General features: G+C 65.2%; 14 protein-coding genes. 4 read left to right on the forward strand and 10 right to left on the reverse strand.

What is annotated here, in order from left to right; genetic code table 11:
* Window positions 1–86: 86 nt before the first annotated feature.
* A complete protein-coding gene (locus Q2M23_RS35775) occupies window positions 87–1,310 on the reverse strand; it encodes an ABC transporter substrate-binding protein (RefSeq protein WP_076834865.1) in 1,224 nt (407 codons plus the stop codon).
* A gap of 213 nt (window positions 1,311–1,523) precedes the next feature.
* Here Q2M23_RS35775 and Q2M23_RS35780 point away from each other — a divergent pair, with 213 nt between their 5' ends.
* The 4 genes from Q2M23_RS35780 (at window position 1,524) to Q2M23_RS35795 (ending at window position 7,692) form a co-directional block, all read left to right on the forward strand.
* Entirely contained in the window at window positions 1,524–2,390 is an 867-nt protein-coding gene (locus tag Q2M23_RS35780; protein ID WP_057021261.1) for a 3-keto-5-aminohexanoate cleavage protein, read from the forward strand.
* Window positions 2,391–2,501: 111 nt separating this feature from the next.
* Window positions 2,502–4,100 (forward strand): AMP-binding protein, encoded by a 1,599-nt coding sequence (locus tag Q2M23_RS35785; protein ID WP_253588607.1) that lies wholly within the window; start codon window positions 2,502–2,504, stop codon window positions 4,098–4,100.
* Entirely contained in the window at window positions 4,100–5,716 is a 1,617-nt protein-coding gene (locus Q2M23_RS35790) for an acyl-CoA carboxylase subunit beta (protein ID WP_316398541.1), read from the forward strand. The genes Q2M23_RS35785 and Q2M23_RS35790 overlap by 1 nt, the downstream gene beginning before the upstream one ends.
* Window positions 5,713–7,692, forward strand: coding sequence for an acetyl-CoA carboxylase biotin carboxylase subunit (locus Q2M23_RS35795; protein WP_316398542.1), 1,980 nt, complete (start codon window positions 5,713–5,715; stop codon window positions 7,690–7,692). The genes Q2M23_RS35790 and Q2M23_RS35795 overlap by 4 nt, the downstream gene beginning before the upstream one ends.
* Window positions 7,693–7,821: 129 nt before the next feature.
* Here Q2M23_RS35795 and Q2M23_RS35800 read toward each other — a convergent pair whose 3' ends face one another.
* From Q2M23_RS35800 to Q2M23_RS35840, 9 genes are all read right to left on the reverse strand, one after another.
* Window positions 7,822–8,817 carry a dipeptide ABC transporter ATP-binding protein gene (locus Q2M23_RS35800; protein ID WP_316398543.1) on the reverse strand — a complete coding sequence of 332 codons (996 nt, stop codon included), beginning with the start codon at window positions 8,815–8,817 and terminating at the stop codon, window positions 7,822–7,824.
* Window positions 8,817–9,827 carry an ABC transporter ATP-binding protein gene (locus tag Q2M23_RS35805; protein ID WP_316398544.1) on the reverse strand — a complete coding sequence of 337 codons (1,011 nt, stop codon included), beginning with the start codon at window positions 9,825–9,827 and terminating at the stop codon, window positions 8,817–8,819. The genes Q2M23_RS35800 and Q2M23_RS35805 overlap by 1 nt, the downstream gene beginning before the upstream one ends.
* Window positions 9,827–10,720: an ABC transporter permease gene (locus Q2M23_RS35810; protein WP_016848340.1), complete on the reverse strand. Its 894-nt coding sequence runs from the start codon at window positions 10,718–10,720 to the stop codon at window positions 9,827–9,829. Before Q2M23_RS35810 ends, Q2M23_RS35805 begins: the two co-directional genes overlap by 1 nt.
* A gap of 217 nt (window positions 10,721–10,937) precedes the next feature.
* Window positions 10,938–11,885: an ABC transporter permease gene (locus Q2M23_RS35815; protein WP_057021208.1), complete on the reverse strand. Its 948-nt coding sequence runs from the start codon at window positions 11,883–11,885 to the stop codon at window positions 10,938–10,940.
* 91 nt (window positions 11,886–11,976) lie between these two features.
* Complete coding sequence (locus Q2M23_RS35820) at window positions 11,977–13,572, reverse strand: ABC transporter substrate-binding protein (RefSeq protein ID WP_316398545.1); 1,596 nt, start codon at window positions 13,570–13,572, stop codon at window positions 11,977–11,979.
* A gap of 415 nt (window positions 13,573–13,987) precedes the next feature.
* Window positions 13,988–14,875 (reverse strand): TauD/TfdA family dioxygenase, encoded by an 888-nt coding sequence (locus tag Q2M23_RS35825; RefSeq protein ID WP_316398546.1) that lies wholly within the window; start codon window positions 14,873–14,875, stop codon window positions 13,988–13,990.
* A gap of 78 nt (window positions 14,876–14,953) precedes the next feature.
* A complete protein-coding gene (locus Q2M23_RS35830) occupies window positions 14,954–15,652 on the reverse strand; it encodes a DUF2270 domain-containing protein (protein WP_371852193.1) in 699 nt (232 codons plus the stop codon).
* 120 nt (window positions 15,653–15,772) lie between these two features.
* Window positions 15,773–17,323, reverse strand: a complete 1,551-nt coding sequence (locus Q2M23_RS35835; protein ID WP_168858616.1) for an AMP-binding protein — start codon at window positions 17,321–17,323, stop codon at window positions 15,773–15,775.
* A gap of 87 nt (window positions 17,324–17,410) precedes the next feature.
* A complete protein-coding gene (locus Q2M23_RS35840) occupies window positions 17,411–18,565 on the reverse strand; it encodes an iron-containing alcohol dehydrogenase (protein ID WP_316398547.1) in 1,155 nt (384 codons plus the stop codon).
* Window positions 18,566–18,770: the final 205 nt, after the last annotated feature.

Consider the following 18,770-nt stretch of genomic DNA (forward strand, 5'->3'; position numbering starts at 1 on the left):
CGGGATGGCAGACGCGCTGTTAAATAATGAGCAGCGGTGGTTATGGGTCCCGGCCTTCGCCGGGACGACATTGGGGTTGTTCTCCGCTACAAATTCGCGCCCTGGATCACCTCCCCGAACCGCAGCCAGCCCGGACCTTCGATCCGTTGCAGCTGAAGCTGCTGCAGCGGGTGATGATTGGTCGGGCTGGTGTTGACGCGGATGCCGGGCAACAGCGTCGGCACCTCGATGTCCTTCAGGTTGTTGGCCTGCGCCATGATGTTGTCGCGCGTGAAATTGCCCTTGCACTGCTCGAGCACGATCTTCAGCACCTGCGCCACCGTGTAGGCGTAGAGGTTGTAGCCTTCCTTCGGATTGCCGTCGGGGAAGTACTTCTCCATGAAGGCGAGGAAGTTCTTCACGCCGGGATCATTGGCCCAGGCGGGGTCGGCGACGTCCTTGACATAGGCCGACGAGATCGTGCCCTGCGACTTGTCGAGGCCGACAGGCGCGATGGTCGAGGAGATCGAGGCGGCGCCGCTGGCGATGAAGTGCATCGGCTTCCAGCCGAGCTCATAGATCTTGCGGATCGACTGCGCGCAGAACTTTGCCGTGGTGCCGGAGATCAGCACATCTGGGTTGCCGCCGCGCAGCGCAACGATCTGGGAATCGATCGTGGGATCGGTAACCTCGTGCGAGGCCACCACGGCCGCGGTCGCGAACCGCTCGCCGAGCACGTCCTTGGCCCCGGCGACGAAATCCTTGCCGAGATCGTCGTTCTGGTAGAGCACCGCGAATTTCGCGTTCTTGTTCTGGCTCAGTGCATACTTGACGAACACCTGCGCCTCGGTCCGCGCGCTCGGCGCAAAGCCCATGGTCCAGGGATAGGTCTTGTAGTCGCCCCATTTGTCGCCATTCACCGACAGGAACAAGTGCGGCACCTTGGCGGCGTTGATGTATTTGACGACCGACGAGTTCGGCGCGGTGCCGAGCATGTTGAACAGAAAGGCGACATTGTCGCTTTCGATCAGTCGGCGCACCTGCTCGACCGTCTTCGCCGGGTTGAACGCATCGTCATAGTAGATGTACTTGATCTGCCGGCCGGCGATGCCGCCCTGCTCGTTCAGCATCTTGAAATAGGCTTCCTGGCAGCGCGCCTGCACGCCGAGCGCGGATACCGGGCCGCTCAGGGAGGTGGTGCTGCCGATCCTGATCTCGGTCGCGGTGACGCCTGGCGTGTCGTCGGCCAGCGAAGGCTTAAGACCCGCGACCGCGGCAAGTCCCGCGCCTGCCGCGCCGGTGAGCCATGTGCGCCGGTTGATCGAGACCATGACGTTCTCCCCGTGATGCCGGCTTGTTGCGCCGCTTCTGCTTGGCAGCAAGGTTAGGCGTGATACGGGCGCCGCGTCTTGTGTTAACCGGCTGGCGGCAGATCGTGTCGTCGCCGCATCCACTTAGCCAGTCAACGCAAGATGGCGCGAAGGCAAAGTTCTCATCATGGCGAAATCAGCAGCGCATGTGCGCTGCAAGCGGACAAGAGACCCATGAGCGACAAGGCCGTCATCACCTGCGCGCTGAACGGCGTGCTTACCGACCCGAAGCAGCACAACGTTCCGGTGACGCCGGAACAGATGGCGCGCGAGGCCAAGGCCGCGTTCAACGCCGGCGCCAGCATCATGCACATCCATCTGCGGCAGCAGGAGCCGAACAAGGGCCACCTGCCGTCGTGGGATGTCGGCGTCAGCAAGGAGATCCAGCAGGCGATCCGCGAGGCCTGCCCCGGCGTGATCATCAACCACACCACCGGCACCTCTGGCCCGAACTACCAGGGCGCGCTCGATTGCGTGCGCGAGACGCGGCCCGAGATCGCCGCCTGCAATGCCGGCTCGCTGAATTATCTGAAGGTGAAGGCCGACAACACCTGGGCCTGGCCGCCCATGATGTTCGATAACGCGGTCGAGAAGGTGCAAGACTATCTCGACGTGATGAAGGCGGCCGGCACCATTCCCGAATTCGAGTGCTTCGATGTCGGCATCGTGCGTTGCGTTGGCATGTACCGGCAGACCGGGATGTATTCCGGTCCGCTCGAATACAATTTCGTGATGGGCGTCGCCTCGGGCATGCCGGCCGATCCGGAGCTGTTGCCGATCCTCCTGAAGCTGAAGGCGCCGGAGGCGCATTGGCAGGTCACCGCGATCGGCCGCGCCGAGATCTGGCCGCTGCACCAGCGCGCCGCCGACCTCGGCGGCCATCTGCGCAGCGGGCTCGAGGATACGTTCTATCTCGGCGACGGCACCAAGGTGACGTCGAACGGGCAGCTCGTCGAAGGTCTCGCCGCCTGCGCGCGCCGCGCCGGCCGCGAGATCGCGAGCCCGGCCGAGGCGCGGCAGATTTTTGGAACGCGACACTGACCGTCATTCCGGGGCACGCGAAGCGTGAACCCGGAATCTCGCGCCACACCTCTGGATTCCGGGTCTGCGCTTCGCGCATCCCGGAATGACGGAGCCCGGGAGGAGAAACGCATGCACAATCTCGCAGCAACCGGCGGCGTCACCGGGCCGGGTCGTATCGGCCGGGTCGCGATCGGCGACCTGTTGAAGCGCGCCGCGCGGCGGTTTCCGGATCGCATCGCGCTGACCGACGGCAGCAGGCAGGTCACCTTCACCGAACTCGAGCGCGACGCCAATCGCTTCGCCAATCATCTGGTGCAGCGCGGGCTGAAGCCGGGCGAGAAGATTTCGACCATCTGCAACAACTCTGTCGAATTCGTCAAAGCGCTGTTTGGCATTCACCGCGCCGGGCTGGTCTGGGTGCCCATCAACACCATGCTCGGACCGGCTGATATGGACTACATCCTCGGCCATGCCGAGGTGCGTTTCGCCATCATCGATGACGCCCTTCATGCCCAGGCCGACCGCCGCGCCGCGCTGGAAGCGCGCGGCATGGAGATGATCGCGATCGATCTGACCGGCAATGCCGGCAAGACCGGATTGCAGGAGTTCAACGGTCTGCTGGAGGGACAGTCCGATATTGAGCCTGACATCGAGATCAACGACCGCGACCTCGCGATGATCATCTATACGTCAGGCACGACCTCGCGGCCGAAGGGCGCGATGCATTGTCACCTCGCCGTTGTCATGGCCGTGATGAGCAATTGTATCGAGATGCAGCTCTCGCGCGATGACGGGATCACCGGACAGTTTCCGCTGTTCCACTGCGCCGGCCACGTGTTGCTGCTCAGCTATCTCTCGGTCGGCGGCCGCATGGCGCTGATGCGTGGCTTCGATCCGGTCGCGTGCATGGAGGCGATCGTGCGCGACAAGCTCACCGTGTTCGTCGGCCTGTCGTTGATGTATCAGGCGATCCTCGACCATCCGCGCCGGCGCGACTACGACCTGTCAGGCCTGCGCTGCTGCATCTACACCATGGCGCCGATGGGCAAGCCGCTGCTCGAGCGCGCCATGGCCGATCTCTGTCCGAACTTCGTGCTATCCAGCGGCCAGACCGAGATGTATCCGGCGACGACGATGTCCCGCCCGGAGGTGCAGCTCGACCGTTTCGGCAATTACTGGGGCGAATCGCTGATCGTCAATGAGACCGCGATCATGGACGACAACGGCAATCTGCTGCCGCGCGGCGAGATCGGCGAGCTGGTGCATCGCGGACCCAATGTGATGATGGGCTACTACAAGGACCCCAAATCGACCGAGGAGGCGCGCAAGTTCGGCTGGCACCATACCGGCGATCTTGCTTTGATCGACGGCAACGGCGAGGTGCTGTTCCTCGACCGCAAGAAGGATATGATCAAGTCGGGCGGCGAGAACGTTGCCTCCGTCAAGATAGAGGAGACGTTGCTGGCGCATCCCGCCGTGCAGAACGCCGCCGTGGTCGGCCTGCCGCATCCGCAATGGGGCGAGGCGGTCTCCGCCTTCGTCAAGCTGAAGCCCGGCGCGGTGGCCGACGAGGCCGGCATCGAGGCGCATTGCAGAAAGCATCTCGGTGGCTTCCAGGTGCCGAAGCTGGTGCGTATCCTCGAGGAGATGCCGATGACCGCGACCGGCAAGCTGCGCAAGGTCGAGCTGCGGCAGCAATACAGCGGACATTTTGTGGAGCGCGCCTAGTGGCCATCATCGAGAACACGATTTCCACCGGCAGCGCCGCCTTCCAGGGCAATCGCGACGGCATGCTGGCGCTGATCGCCCGGATGCGCGCCCTGGAGGAGCGGACGCGCGCAGCCTCCGCCGCGGCAAAGGACCGCTTCCACAAGCGCGGCCAGCTATTGCCACGCGAGCGCGTCGCGCTGGTGCTCGATCCCGGTTCGCCCTTCCTCGAACTGTCGACGCTCGCCGGTTACATGTTCGACGTAGCGGATGCGGACAAGAGCGTGCCCGGCGGCGGACTGGTCGCGGGCATCGGCTTCGTCTCCGGCATCCGCTGCATGGTCAGCGCCAATGATGCCGGCATCGACGCGGGCGCATTGCAGCCTTACGGCCTCGACAAGACGCTGCGGGTGCAGGAGCTCGCGCTGGAGAACAAGCTGCCCTATGTGCAGCTGGTCGAGAGCGCCGGCGCCAACCTGCTGCGCTACCGTGTCGAGGACTTCGTCCGTGGCGGCAACATCTTCCGCAACCTGGCGCGGCTGTCGGCGGCAGGGCTTCCCGTCGTTACCGTCACCCACGGCTCCTCGACCGCGGGCGGCGCCTACCAGACCGGTCTCTCCGACTACATCGTGATGGTGCGCGGCCGCACCCGCGCGTTCCTTGCCGGGCCGCCTCTGCTCAAGGCGGCCACCGGCGAGATCGCGACCGAGGAGGAGCTCGGCGGCGCCGAGATGCACACCTCGATCTCGGGCCTTGGCGATTATCTCGCCGAGGACGACCGCGACGCACTGCGCATCGCGCGCGACATCATGGCCAAGTTGCCTTGGGACCGGCCGGCACCGGCGCCGGCCGCGTTCAAACCGCCGCGTTATGACGCGGAGGAACTGCTCGGCATCATGCCGATGGACCACAAGCGTCCCGTCGACATGCGCCAGGCGATCGCGCGCTTCATCGACGATTCCGACTTCACCGAGTTCGGCGCCAATTACGGTCCGGCGACGGTCTGCGGCCAAGCCCGCATCCAGGGCCAAGCGATCGGCATTATCACCAATAATGGCCCGCTCGACGTGCCCGGCGCCAACAAGGCGACGCATTTCATCCAGGCCTGCTGCCAGTCGCGCACGCCGATCCTCTACATGAACAACACCACCGGCTACATGGTGGGCAAGGCCTATGAAGAGGCCGGCATGATCAAGCACGGCTCCAAGATGATCCAGGCGGTGACCTCCGCGACGGTGCCGCAGATCACGCTGTATTGCGGCGCCTCGTTCGGCGCCGGCAATTACGGCATGTGCGGCCGCGGCTTTCACCCGCGCTTTTGCTTCTCCTGGCCCAACGCCAAGACCGCCGTGATGGGCGGCGAGCAGGCCGCCGAAACCATGGCGATCGTCACCGAAGCCGCGGCGGCGCGGCGCGGCAAGCCGATCGAGAAGGAGAAGCTGGACGCGATGAAGGCGCAGATCACCGGGGTGTTCGACAGCCAGATGGACGTGTTCTCGACCAGCGCCCGGGTGCTCGACGACGGAGTGATCGATCCGCGCGACACGCGGACGGTGCTTGCCGAGGTGCTTTCGATCTGCCGCGAGGCCGAGGCCCGCAGCCCGCAGCGCATGCAGTTCTCGGTGGCGCGGCCATGAGCGGGGCAATCGTGAAGCGGACGCCGTTCTTCAAGATCCTGATCGCCAACCGCGGCGAGATCGCGCTGCGCATCATGCGATCGGCACGGCGGCTCGGCCATGGCGTCGTAGCGGTCTATTCGGACGCCGACCGTGACGCGCTGCATGTGCGCGAGGCCGACCAGGCGGTGCGGATCGGCGAGGCGCTGCCGGCGCAATCCTATCTGAAGATCGACGCGATCATCGCCGCCGCCAAGGCGAGCGGCGCCGGCGCGGTGCATCCCGGCTATGGCTTCCTCGCCGAGAACGAGGATTTTGCGCATGCCTGCCGCGATGCGGATCTGGTGTTCATCGGTCCGTCGCCGGAAGCGATCCTTGCGATGGGCAACAAGGCCGGCGCCAAGGAGATCATGCAGCGGGCCGGCGTGCCCTGCGTGCCCGGCTATCAGGGCGCCGACCAGAGCGATGCCGTGATGCTGGCGGAAGCCAGGGCCATTGGTTTTCCGGTCATGATCAAGGCGGTCGCCGGCGGCGGCGGCCGCGGCATGCGGCTTGTCGCCGATGCGGCGGCATTTCCCGACGCGCTGCGCAGCGCGCGGTCGGAGGCGCAGGGTGCGTTCGGCGATCCGACCGTCATTCTGGAGCGCGCGATCGTCAATCCCCGCCACATCGAGATCCAGGTGTTCGGCGACCGCCATGGCAACGCCATCCATCTCGGCGAGCGCGATTGCTCGGTGCAGCGGCGGCACCAGAAGCTGGTCGAGGAGGCGCCGTCGCCGGCGGTGACGCCGGAGCTGCGCGCGCGGATGGGCGCGGTCGCGGTGCAGGCGGTCAAGGCGATCGGCTACGAGGGTGCGGGCACGCTGGAATTTTTGCTCGATCGCGCCGGCAATTTCTACTTCATGGAGATGAATACGCGGCTGCAGGTCGAGCATCCCGTCACCGAGGCGATCACCGGGCTCGATCTGGTCGAATTGCAGCTGCGCGTCGCCAGTGGCGCGCCGCTCGGCTTGACCCAGGAGGACGTCAAGTTCTCCGGCCATGCCATCGAGGTCCGGCTCTGCTCGGAGGATGCTGCGCACGATTTCATGCCGCAATCCGGTACGATGGCGCGGTGGCAGATGCCCGACGGTATCCGCGTCGAGCACGCGCTGCAGTCCGGCTCGGAGATTCCGCCGTTCTATGATTCGATGATCGCCAAGGTTATCAGCCATGGCACGACCCGCGAGGAGGCGCGCGGCAAGCTGATCTGTGCCCTGGAGCAGGTCACGGCCTTCGGCGTCACCACCAACCAGGGCTTCCTGATCGACTGCCTGCGCTACCCTGTCTTTGCTAGAGGCGAGGCGACCACGGCCTTCATCGGCGACAACCGCGACGCGCTGTTGGCGCCGCGGCCGGATCGCGGCAGCGACCTCGCGCTTGCGGCGCTGCTGCTCTACGTCACCAATCCGCACGCCCCGCCATGGCGGCGCGGCCGGTCGCTCGCAGCGACATTCCCGCTCGGCCTGCGGATTGATCTCGGCCACGGCGTGCAGGAGATCGAGATTGTCCGCGAGCGCGACGGCAGCTACATCGCGACCCGCAACGGCGATCGCTTCAGCTTCGTGATCGACGAGCTCAGCCAGGACAGCATCCGCTTCCACCACGATGGGGTGATGGAGCATGCCCAATTCCTGCGCGATGGCGACCGGCTCTATATCCTGCATCGCGGCGTCACGCTGTCGGTGCGCGATCTCACGCTGGCGCCGCCGGAGAGCGCGACGGCGGCTGGCGGTGACGGCAAGGTCCGCGCCGCCATGAACGGCCGGGTCGTCGCGGTGCTGGTGAAGCCGGGCGACAAGGTCGCGGCCGGCCAGCCGGTGATGACGCTGGAGGCGATGAAGATGGAGCACGTCCACACCGCCGGCGTCGCGGGCACGGTGTCGTCGATCGATGTCGCCGAGGGGGAGCAGGTGACGACGGGGAAGATCGTGGTGGAGATTGAGGCGGCGGCATAAAGACTGTCGTCCCGGCGAAGGCCGGGACCCATAACCACCGCTGTATGTTGTTGGAGCAAGCTGTGGCCCCAGTTTGGCAAATCAACGGGCATTCGGGGTAATGGGTCCCGGCCTTCGCCGGGACGACATTTATGAGGCCGCTTGCCCCGTCCCGTCATTCAGCCAGCAGGCGACCTGATGCGCCGGGCCGGCCGCCTGCAGCGCCGGGCGTTCGCTCTTGCAGCGATCCATCGCGTAACGGCAGCGGGTGTGGAAGGCGCAGCCTGAGGGCGGGTTGATCGGGCTCGGCACGTCGCCGTCGATCAGCGGTGCGGTTCGCTTGGCCTTGGGATCGGCGATCGGCACCGAGGCGAGCAGCGCCTGGGTGTAGGGATGGCGCGGATTGGCGAACAGCTCGTGCTTGTCGGCGATCTCGACAATGCGGCCGAGATACATCACCGCGACGCGGTGGCTGATATGGGCGACGACCGCCAGATCGTGCGCGATGAACAGGTATGAGAAATTCTGCTTGCGCTGCAGGTCGATCAACAGATTGATCACCTGCGCCTGGATCGAGACGTCGAGCGCGGAGACCGGCTCGTCGCAGACGATCAGCCGCGGCCCGAGCGACAGCGCACGCGCGATGCAGATGCGCTGGCGCTGGCCGCCGGAGAACTGGTGCGGGAAATTCTTCATCTGGTCGGGCCGCAAACCGACCTGCTGGAACAGTTCCGCGACGCGCTCCTGCTTCTTCGCCCCGGTCGCAAGGCCATGCACAATGAGGGGCTCGCCGACGATGTCGCCGGCCGTCATGCGCGGGTTGAGCGAGGCGAACGGATCCTGGAACACGATCTGCATCGAGCGCCGGTACGGCCGCAGCGCCGTCTTGCTGAGCGGCGCGATGTCCTCGCCATCCAGCTTGATGGCGCCGCTGGTCGGCTCGACCAGCCGCAGCACGGTACGCGCCACCGTTGACTTGCCGCAGCCGGATTCGCCGACCAGCCCGAGCGTCTCGCCGGCGCCGAGCGCGAAGCTGACGCCGTCGACCGCATGCACGGTGCCGACCTGCCGGCGCAGCACACCGCCGCGCACCGCGTAGTGCTTGACGAGGTCGGTCACCTCGAGGAGCGGGCGCTGTTCGGTCATTACGCCTCCGCAATCTCGCCGGCGCGCCAGCACGCGGCCCAGTGATTGCTCTTGATCTCGTCGAGCGGCGGATATTCCTGACGGCAGCGGTCGACCGCCAGCTTGCAGCGCGGCGCGAAGGCGCAGCCGGGCGGCAGCTTGGTCAGCGACGGCACCATGCCGGGGATTTCGGTCAGCCGCGCATCGGTCTTCGCGCCGAGCGCGATCACCGCCGGCATCGAGGCCATCAGTCCGCGGGTGTAGGGATGCAGCGGCGTCTCGAACAAAGCTTCGACCGTCGCCTCCTCGACCTTCTTGCCGGCATACATCACGATCACGCGCTGCGCGGTTTGCGCGACGACGCCGAGGTCGTGGGTGATCAGGATCAGCCCGGTGCCGAGCCGCTTTTGCAGATCGACGATCAGCGCCAGGATCTGCGCCTGGATGGTGACGTCGAGCGCCGTGGTCGGTTCGTCCGCGATCAGGAGCGCCGGCCGGCACGCCAGCGCCATCGCAATCATCGCGCGCTGGCGCATGCCGCCGGACAGCTGATGCGGATATTCCTGCGCGCGGCGCTCCGGCTCCGGAATCCGCACCAGCCGCAGCATGTCGACCGCCTGCTTCCAGGCCTCCTTGCTGCTGACCTTCTGGTGCAGCCGCACCGCCTCAATGATCTGGTCGCCGATCCGCATCACCGGATTGAGCGAGGTCATCGGCTCCTGGAAGATCATCGAGATGCGGTTGCCCCTGATGTCGCGCATCGCGGCATCGTCGAGCTTCAGCAGATCGGTGCCCTCGAGCGTCACCGAGCCGCCGACGATGCGGCCGGGCGGATCGGGCACCAGCCGCATGATCGACAGCGCGCTGACGCTCTTGCCGCAGCCGGACTCGCCGACGATCGCCAGCGTCTCGCCGCGGCGGACCGAGAACGAGACGTCGTCTACCGCGCGGAACAGGCCGGAGTTGGTGAAGAACACCGTTTGCAGGTTCTTCACGTCGAGAATCGTATCGAGCGTCTTGGCCTCGCTCATCAGCCGCGCTGCCTCGGATCGAGAATGTCGCGCAACGCGTCGCCGAACAGATTGGTGCCGAACACCGCAAGGCTGATCGCAATGCCGGGGAAGATCACCAGCCACGGCGCGGTGCGGACATATTCGGCGGCGGATTCGGACAGCATGCGACCCCAGGACGGATAAGGCTCGGGGATGCCGAGGCCAAGGAACGACAGCGACGCTTCGGTCAGGATGGTTGAGCCGAGCTGCGCGGTGGCGAGCACGATCAGCGGCGCGATGGTGTTGGGCAGCACGTGGCGCAGCGCGATCCGCATCTCGCTCATGCCGATCGATTTGGCGGCCTCGACGAACGGCTGCTCGCGCAGCGCCAGCGTGTTGGCGCGGATCACGCGCGCGACCGTCGGGATCAGGGGAATTGCGATCGCCAGGATCACGTTCGGCAGGGAGGGACCGAGCGCCGCGGTCATGACGAGTGCGAGTACCAAGAGCGGCAGTGATTGCAGGATGTCGGTCACCCGCTGGAACACGAGGTCGACCCAGCCGGAGAGATAGCCAGAGGCGAGGCCGACGATCACGCCGAGCGTGGCGCCGAGCGTCGTCGAGCCGATGCCGACCGCAAGCGAGATCCGCGCACCATGGATGATGCGGCTCCAGACGTCACGGCCGAAGGAGTCGGTGCCGAACCAGTGCAGCGCGGACGGCGCAGCCAGCCGGTGCGCGGAATCGACGCTGAGCGGATCGTAGCGGCTGATGACGTTAGCGAAGATCGCGGTCAGCACGAACAGCAGCATGATGACGAGGCCGACCGTGCCGAGCACGTGGCGCTGCGCGAGGAACGCAAACCGTCCCCAGCCACCGGTGGCGTTGGCCCCGGCACGTCGCAATTCGCTGTCGAAATTGATCGTCGCCACGTGTCAGCTTCTTCGCCTGATGATTGCAGAACGGTCTTCTCCCTCTCCCCGCTTGCGGGGAGAGGGTTGGGGTGAGGGGGGCTCTCCGCAAGCGCGGTGGGCGTTGGATTCGCGGTGAGCCCCCCTCACCCGGATCGCATCTGCGATGCGATCCGACCTCTCCCCGCAAGCGGGGCGAGGTAAGAGTTGGACTCGGCCTTCGACCAATCCTGTCATGTCACTCTCCAAACCGGATACGTGGGTCGATTGCCGCATAAAGCATGTCGACGATGAAGTTCACCACCACCACGACGACGGCGATGAACATCACGAGGTTCTGCACGATCGGGTAGTCGCGCCAGCGCAGCGCCTCGACCAGGAAGCGGGCGATGCCAGGGATGTTGAACACGGTCTCGGTGACAATCAGGCCGCCGATCAGGAACGCGGCCTCGATGCCGATCACGGTGATGACCGGCAGCACCGCGTTCTTCAGCGCGTGGTGATAGTTCACGGAGGCCTCGGAGGCGCCCTTGGCGCGCGCGGTGCGGATATAGTCCTGGCGCAGGATCTCCAGCATCGAGGAGCGGGTGATGCGCATGGTGAGTGCCGCGCTGCGGAAGCCCACCGCCATCGCCGGCACCGCATAGATGGTCAGCGCCTCGAGCCAGGTTTTCGGGTTCGGATTGAAGATCGGCATGGTGCCGAACAGCGAGACCGAGGCCATCAAGACCAAGAGGCCGAGCCAGAAAGACGGCAGCGACAGGCCGCTGAGGCTGACGACGCGCAGCGCATAATCGAGCCGTGAGCCCTGGTGGACGGCGCTGATGACACCGAGCGGAATACCGATCGAGGCGGAGAACAATAGCGCCAACCCGGCGAGCCGCGCCGTGATCGGAATCCGCGGCAGGATTTCCTCCAGCGCCGGCTTTTCCGAAACGTAGGAATAGCCGAGATCGCCGTGCAGCAGGCCGCCGATCCAGTGCAGATACTGGATCACGATCGGCTGGCTCAACCCGAGCTCGCGCTCGAGATTGGCCTTGTCGGCGGGGTCGACGAAGCCCGCGGCGTCGAACAGGATGTCGACGATGTTGCCGGGAACGACGCGCAGCAGCACGAAGATGATGACCGAGATCCCGAACAGGGTCACCAGCATCAGGAACAGCCGCCGCACGATATAGGCAAACACCCTGGCTCTCTCCTTGATCCCGCCTGTGTCTTGTCTTCCGACGCGCTTTCTTTGCGCGAACCGGTATCCACTTCGCCCGAAAACGCTAGGCCTACTTGTCCAGCCAGACGTCTTCGTAACGATAGCCGTTATAGGAGCTGTTGGACATGATCGTGACATTCTTCACGTAAGGCTGCCAGCAGGTGCCGGTGCGGGCATGGAAGATAATCGGACGCGCGACGTCTTCCTGCAGCTTCTTGTCGATCTCCCAGACCATCTTCTTGCGCTTGTCGACGTTGGTCTCTTCCGACTGCTGGTCGAACAGCTTCTCGATCTCCTTGTTGCAGTAGTTGGTGTAGTTCCGCTCCGAGCCGCAGGCGTAGTTCTCGTAGAACGACTGGTCGGGCTCGTCGACGGCATTGCCGGTGAGGTTGAGACCGAGCGAATAGTCCTTGCGGGCGATCTTCGGGAACCATTGCGCGGTGTCGACGACGTCGAGCTCGGCGTCGATGTAGATGCTCTTGATCTGGTCGATCAGGATGATCGCGGGATCGCGATAGACCGCGATGTTGCGGGTCGAGACCTTGATCTGCAGGTGCTTGTCCGGGCCATAGCCCGCCTTCTGCATCAGCTTGCGGGCTTCCTCGCGGTTCTTCTCGATGTCGGGACCGTAGCCGGGGATCTGCTCCAGCATGTCCTTCGGCATCGCCCACAGCCCGTCCGGCGCCGGCTCCATGGTACCGCCGATGTCGCCCTGGCCTTCGAACATGATCTGGATGAACGCCTTGCGGTCGAGCGCCAGCGCCAGCGCGCGGCGGATGTCGAGATTGTCGAACGGCGGCGCGGTCGAATTGATGATGATGTTGGTGGAGACGTTGTTCGGCTCCACCATGCAGACCGCATTGGCCGCCTGCGACTTGACGTCCTTGAGCAGCGGGATCGAGACCTCGGTCGGGAACGTCATGTCGAACTTGCCGGAGACGAAGCCGAGGATTGCGGTCGAGCGGTTCGGGATGATGGTGAACTCGATACCGTCAAGATAAGGCAGGCCCTTCTTGAAGTAATCCGGGTTCTTGGTGAGCTTGATCGATTCGTTGGCCTTGAACTCGACGAACTTGAACGGGCCGGTGCCGACCGGCTTGGTGCGCATCTCGGCCGGCGACACATGGCAGGGATAGACCGGCGAGTAGCCCGAGGCGAGCAGCGACAGCAGCGCCGGCTGCGGCCGCTTCAGCTTGAACGACGCCTCATGGTCGCCGTTGGTCGTGACCTCTTCGACTTGCTCGTACCAGGACTTGCGCGGGTTCTGCCGGAACTTCTGCTGCGACTTGCCCATCAGCATGTCGAAGGTGCATTTGACGTCGGCGGCGGTGAACGGCTTGCCGTCGTGCCATTTCACGTCCTTGCGCAGCTTGAAGGTCAGCGTCTTGTTGTCGCCGCTCCAGGCCCAGCTTTCCGCAAGCTCGGGCCGGATCGTGCTGGTGCTGTTCTGGGCGATGTGCTGGTCGAAGATGACGAGATTGTTGAAGATCGGCATGAACGGAACGTTCAGCGAATAGGTCGCGCCCTCGTGGATCGAGGCGCTGCCGGGGCTGTCGCGGTGATAGATCCTGAAGATGCCGCCCGGTTTCGGCTCGGCTGCGCGTGAAACGTCGCTGATGATCAGCACAGACAACACCGCGACGGCCAGCGCTTGCACGCTCCGCATGGTCCCCTCCCACATTTCGGTCTCAATGGCCGATTGGCATCGACGATACCACGGTGAGGCTGTCGGGCAACCAGCGAGGATCGCGCGGGGATTGGCAATTCGGATGACCCCACAACATTAAAATTTCCACGGATCGGGAATAATGGCTGTGATTGCGGGGAACCTGGGTCGTTTTGCTATGCAGCGGCGAAACTCCGTTTGAATTCGGTTGCCGATGCCGATGTGTGCGGCGTGAAGCGGGCTGCAATCAGCGACAGTATGTCGCCGATGTAAGCCGCGCACTGCACACGCTCTCCGTCATCCTGAGGAGCGCGAAGCGCGTCTCCAAGGATCGACGGCCCAGCTGGTGGCCGTGCATCCTTCGAGGCTCGCTCCGCTCGCACCTCAGGATGACGGGGAAACATTCGCATTCACCTCACTCCGCCGCCTGCGGCGAAGGCAGGTGCATGTTGGCGACGCCATCGGCCTCGGTCGCCGAGATCGTGGTGCGAATCATCAGGCGGCCCTCATGCGCCGGCCAGGGGCGGCCGCGATGCATGGTGGCGCGGTTGTCCCACATCACGACGTCGCCCTGCTTCCATTGATGCAGATAGCTGACGCCGGGCGCGGTCGCGGCTTCGGTCAATTGCTCGATCAGCGCCCTGCCGGCCTCGGTATCCATGCCCTCGACGCCATAGGCATGGGAGGCAAGATACAGCGCGCCGCGGCCGTTGACGGGATTGCGCCAGACCATCCGCCAGCATACCGGCGGCAGCGCGTCGACTTCTTCAGTCGTTGCGAGGCCGGTGGCCACCTTGCTGCGCGAATGCGCGTAGGAGTGCCAGGCGAACTTGTTCTCCAGCCGACTTGCCGCGTCCTTGTCGAGCCGCTCGAAGGCAAGCCGCATCGAGACGAATTCGGTCTCGCCGCCATGTTCAGGAATGATGCGCGCCGACAGGATCGAGGTCAGCGCCGGCACCTGCTTGAAGGAAGAGTCGGTGTGCCAGAGCTGGTTGGCCCTGGCGCGCAGCTGCTGCCGGTGATCGGATGGAACCACCTTGCCGTCGGGCCCGAAGGTCGAGAGGATCACGAAATGCGAACCGGTGCCCATCGAACCGACCTTGGTCACCTCGGGCGGACCGAACCGGCGCGAGAAGGCGAGCTGGATGTCGTCACTGACCTCCTGACCGCGGAACACCAGCACCGAATGTTCCTCGAACGCCGCGCGCACCGCCGCATAGGCGGCATCGCTGGCGGCAACGTCTGACAGCGTGACGCCGCGCAGCTCGGCACCGAATCCCGGACGCAGTGGGATCACTTCCATCGCAAGTCCTCCCTTTTCTTTGTTGTTGCGGCGAGGTTAGGGGAAAAGCCCGCGATCGGCAACGCGGCCCGCGGCGCCTCAGCCCATTGCGATCAGATTGTGCCGCGTGCGCCGGTCCGCGACCTCGATGCGATGTGTGACGAAGGCGAACAGCGCCCAGCTGGAATGGAAGGCGACACCGGCCAGAATCACGATGGTTCCGGGAATCGGACCGATCGAAGCGCGGTCCAAGATCGCGCTCATCGTGGTCAGCGGCAGCGGGTGGATCGCCAGCTTGCCGTAATAGGCGATGGCCTGGATCGCGAAGATCCAGCCATAAGTCCGTCGCAGGCGCCGGCCGATCGCTCTGACATAGCTGATGTGATAGCTGGGGCGGCGGTAGTCGTTGGCGAGCAGGTCGGTCCAGGCTGCGTTCGGTGTGGGGCCCTCGCCGCGGATCATCGGTGCGTAGAAATCGGTTTCGAGCAACCGCGCCCGGGCGCGCCAGACGTTGAAATAGCGATAGCGCCGCGCCTCGAATAGCAGGAATACGGTCACCAGCAGTCCGACCAGGACCATCGGCAAGGGCGAGGCTTCCGCACTGCTGTAGGTCGCCGACAGCGCGATCCCGGTCGTGACCACCGCCCAGTTGGTCGAACTGTCGAGACGGGTGCGCCAGACCGTGCTGCGATAGACCTCGCCACGATAGAGATGGGCGAGTGCACCGATCTCGGCGGCAGTGAATTCGAGCCTTCCGGCCTGCACCGGCTCCGGCTCGCGCGGCTGGGGCAATGGCATGGCGGCCTCCGGCGAAGCTGGCTTACGATCCCGGAGCATAGCGCGAAATCCGCGCGACCGGCGAGTCCGTTGCGTCCGTCGGCTTGGTTGGCAGCATCAGTCCGGATGCCGCACCGCCGCTCACACGATCCGCGAGGTCTTGTTGCCCCAATAGCGGTCACGCAGCAGGCGCTTGTAGAGTTTGCCGGTCGGCAGCCGCGGCAGCTCGGCTTCGAAATCCACCGAGCGCGGCACCTTCTGGCGCGACAGCGAGCCGGCGCAGAACGCGATCAGTTCCTCGGCAAGCTCCGGCCCCGGCGCGATGCCGTCGACCGGCTGCACCACCGCCTTCACTTCCTCGCCGAGATCGACATTGGGCACGCCGAACACCGCGGCGTCGGCGACCTTGGGATGAGTGATCAGGAGGTTCTCGCATTCCTGCGGATAGATGTTCACGCCGCCGGAGATGATCATGAAGGTGGCGCGGTCGGTGAGATAGAGGAAGTTGTCGTCGTCGACATAGCCGACGTCGCCGACCGTGCTCATGCTGCCGTCGGCCGAGCGCGCCTCGCCGGTCTTGGCGGGGTCGTTGAAATATTCGAATGGCGTGGCGGTCTTGAACCACACGGTGCCCGGCGTTCCCTTGGGGCAAGGCTGCATGTTCTCGTCGAGGATATACAGATCGCCGAGCAGGACCCTGCCGACGGTGCCGCGATGCGCGAGCCACTCCTCGCTGTTGCAGGCGGTGAAGCCGAGCCCCTCGGTCGCGCCGTAATATTCGTGGATGATGGGGCCCCACCATTTGATCATGTCGTCCTTGACCAGCGCCGGGCAGGGCGCGGCGGCATGGATCGCGATCTCGAGGGTCGACAGATCGTAGCGGGCGCGAACCTCCTCGGGCAGTTTCAGCAGGCGCGAGAACATGGTCGGCACCAGCTGGCTGTGGGTGATGCCCCATTGCTCGACCAGCTGCAGATAGCGCTCCGGGTCGAAGCTCTCCATGATGACGACCGTGCCGCCCATCCGGATGGTGAGATTGACCGCGGCCTGCGGCGCCGAGTGGTAGAGCGGCGCCGGCGAGAGGTAGACCATGCCCTCGCGGTAGTGCCAGAGCTTGGTCAGGAAATCGAACAGCGGCAGGTTCTGCGATGGCGGCTGCTCCGGCAGCGGCCGCACGATGCCCTTGGGCCGGCCGGTCGTGCCGGAGGAATACAGCATCGCGGTGCCGGCAAATTCGTCCGCGATCGGCGTTGACGGCAGGCCTGCGGTGGCCTCTCGCAGTCCGACAATGCGATCGCTCTCGCTTTCGCCGTCGACCACGATGCAGAGCTCGACCCGCAGGCACTCCTTCAGCGCCTCGCGCGCGATGTCGAGCTTCAGCTTCGAGGTGATCAGGATCCGCGACTGGCTGTTGGTCAGGATGTAGGCGAGTTCGCCCGCGGTGAGGTAGGAGTTGACGCAGGTGAAGTAGAGCCCGGCGCGCTCGCCGGCGCCGCAGGCCTCGAGGTAGCGGTTGTTGTTCTCCATGAAGATCGAATAATGGTCGAGCCGCCGCAGCCCCTGTTTGCGGAACAGATGCGCGAGCCGGTTGGAGCGCGCCTCGAGCTCACGATAGGTGACGGTCTCGCCGGTCCCGGCCATGATGAAGGCGGGTTGCAGCGGGCGCAGGTAAGCATGCTTGCCGGTATACATCGAACTCCAGATCCCCCTTGATCGTGCTTGTTCTTGTTTGACGCGTTTTCTTCACGCGAACCGGTACCCACTTCGCTCGAAAGCGCTCTATGCAGCCATCTCCAGAATCTCGCGAACCTGGGATGGATCGTCGATCTTGCGCGGATTGCGCGGCACCCAGGGCGTTCGCATCGCTTGCTTTGCGATGCGGTCGAAATGCTCGGGGCCGACGTGGACCTCGTGCAGGCTGCGCGGCATGCCGAGGTCGCGGATGAAGAGGTCGAGCACGTCGCCGGCGTCCGCGCCCGCATGTCCCATTGCGGCCGCGACCAGCGCGTGCCGGTCGGCATTGTCGCGCTTGTTCCAGCGCATCACCGCGGGCAGCATCACGCACGAGGTATAGCCGTGCGGCACGTCGAATTCGGCGCCGAGCACGTAGCCGATGCCGTGGCTCGCGCCCATCGGCACACCCGAGGCGAGCGGGCCGGTGGAGAGCCAGGTGCCGATCTGGCAATCCATTCGCGCCGAAATATCCTTCGGGTCGGCTTTCACCCGCGGCAGGCCGGCTGCCAGCATCTCCAGTCCCTTCAGCGCCTGCGCGTCGCCGTAAGGATGCGCCTCGCGCGAGCAGATGCCCTCGACGCAATGGTCGACGGCACGGATGCCGGTCGACAGGAACAGCCATTCCGGCGTGTGCACCGACAGTTCCGGATCGAGGATGGTGGCGCGCGGCATCACCAGCGGATGGCGCAGCATCTCCTTCTGCCGCTTGGCCTCGTTGGTGACGCCGGCGATCGACGAGAACTCGCCGCCGGCGATGGTGGTCGGCACGCTGATCTGGCGCACGGTCGGTGGGTTCATCGCGGGCGAGACGCCGCCATGGGTGCGGATCGTCTCGATGCCGTCGGACGTCGTGACGTTGTTGGCGAGGCAAAGCTGCACCGCCTTGGCGCCGTCGGTGATCGAGCCGCCGCCGATCGTGACGATCAAATCCGCTTTCGCGCCGCGCGCCTGCTCCGCCGCCGCGATCACCGCGGCGCGCGGCGTATGCGCCGGCATCTTGTCGAAGGTGCCGACGCAGCGGCGCCCAAGCGCCGCGCGAACCTTCTCGATCTCGTCGGTCTCGCGGTTCAGCGTGCCCGACACCATCAGAAAGGCGCGCTCGGCGCCAATCCGGTCCAGCTGCTCGACGATGGCCTCACGCGCGGGCCGCCCGAACACGACCTCGTCCATGGCACCGAATACGACACGGCCTTGATGCAAGCGCCTGTCCTCCCTCAACACGGTCCGCCTTGCTGGCGGATCTTTGCGGCGAGGTTAGCGGAGGAAATCGGGGCCGTCATCAGGGCTCTGGGCCGGTGGTTTGATACGGTCGCGCCGCCCATTCCGCTGTCGTCCCTGCGAAAGCACTAGTGCATCTACACGTTTGTCGGGCCATTTGCGAGGATTTGGAAGCGGGCCATTCCGG

The organism is Bradyrhizobium sp. 33ap4, from assembly GCF_032654765.1.
Lineage (GTDB): Bacteria > Pseudomonadota > Alphaproteobacteria > Rhizobiales > Xanthobacteraceae > Bradyrhizobium > Bradyrhizobium australafricanum.